The 1,318-nt window shown below is 35.2% G+C and carries 1 protein-coding gene; it reads right to left on the bottom strand.

The features are described 5' to 3' along the window. On the bottom strand, positions 1–1,318 hold a 1,318-nt coding region (gene leuS / locus HG1285_RS01210), incomplete at both ends, for a leucine--tRNA ligase (RefSeq protein ID WP_008289447.1).

The raw sequence follows: 1,318 nt of genomic DNA, 5'->3' as shown, positions 1-1,318 counted from the left end.
CAGTATCTTAAGAAATACCATGAACTATCTATGAATGTATCCATTGTGTCTGTTTCTCTTTTTGCAGGTTTTCCGCATTTTGGGCATTTTGTATTAACAAATTCTTCAACCTTTTCTAATGGATTTCCCATTCCTGTAAACTCTACATTTTCAGGAAGGACTACAGGAAGGTTTTCTTCAGGTACAGGTACTATACCACATTCATTGCAGTAAATAATAGGTATTGGAGTTCCCCAGTATCTTTGTCTTGAGATGTTCCAGTCTCTAAGTCTAAAGTTTATAGTTTTCTCTCCTATTCCTTTTTCTTCTAAATACTGGGTGATTTTCTCTTTAGCTTCTGATGATTTAAGACCATCAAAACTGTTTGAGTTTATTAAAATACCTTCTTCTGTATAAGCCTCTTTTTCATAGTCCCAATCGCCTTCTACAGGTTTTATTACTGGTTTTATAGGTACTGCGTACTTCTTTGCAAACTCGTGGTCTCTTTCATCATGGGCTGGGACTGCCATAATTGCCCCTGTCCCATATCCCCATAAGATATAATTTGCAGTCCATATAGGTATTTTCTCTCCTGTAATTGGGTGAACTGCATATCTTCCTGTAAATACTCCTTCTTTTTCTTCTACTATGTTTCTTTCTCTTGTTGACATTGTTGTGTATTTATTTACAAATCCGTTAACTTCATTTTCATACTCTGTTCCTTTTGCAAGCTCTAAAACAAGTGGATGTTCCGGTGCTAAAGCCATAAAAGTTATACCAAATATTGTGTCTGGTCTTGTTGTAAACACTTCTAAAACTGCTGTAGAGTTTTCAATAGGGAATTTAATAGTTGCTCCAATTGATTTTCCTATCCAGTTTTTCTGCATTGTTATTACTGCATCAGGCCATTTTCCTTCAAGCTCTTTTAAGTCATCAAGTAAAACTTCTGCATAATCTGTAATTTTTAAGTACCACGATGGAATTTCTTTTTGCACTACAGGTGTATCACATCTCCAGCATCTTCCTTCTATTACTTGTTCATTTGCAAGAACTGTTAAATCGTGTGGACACCAGTTAACAAAGGCAGATTTTCTATATGCTATTCCCTTTTCAAACATTTTTAAGAATATCCACTGGTTCCATTTATAGTAATCAGAATTGCAGGTTGCAATTTCCCTATCCCAGTCGTAAGAAAATCCAAGTCTTTTTAACTGCTTTTTCATATAATCTATATTTTCATAAGTCCATTTTGCAGGATGTATTTTACTTTTTATAGCTGCATTTTCAGCTGGCATCCCAAAAGCATCCCATCCCATAGGGTGCAGTGTATTTTTGCCTT

It is taken from the genome of Hydrogenivirga sp. 128-5-R1-1 (genome assembly GCF_000171895.1).
The sequence above is the reverse complement of the archived record's forward strand: the minus strand, read 5'-3'. Positions and strand labels throughout refer to the sequence as shown.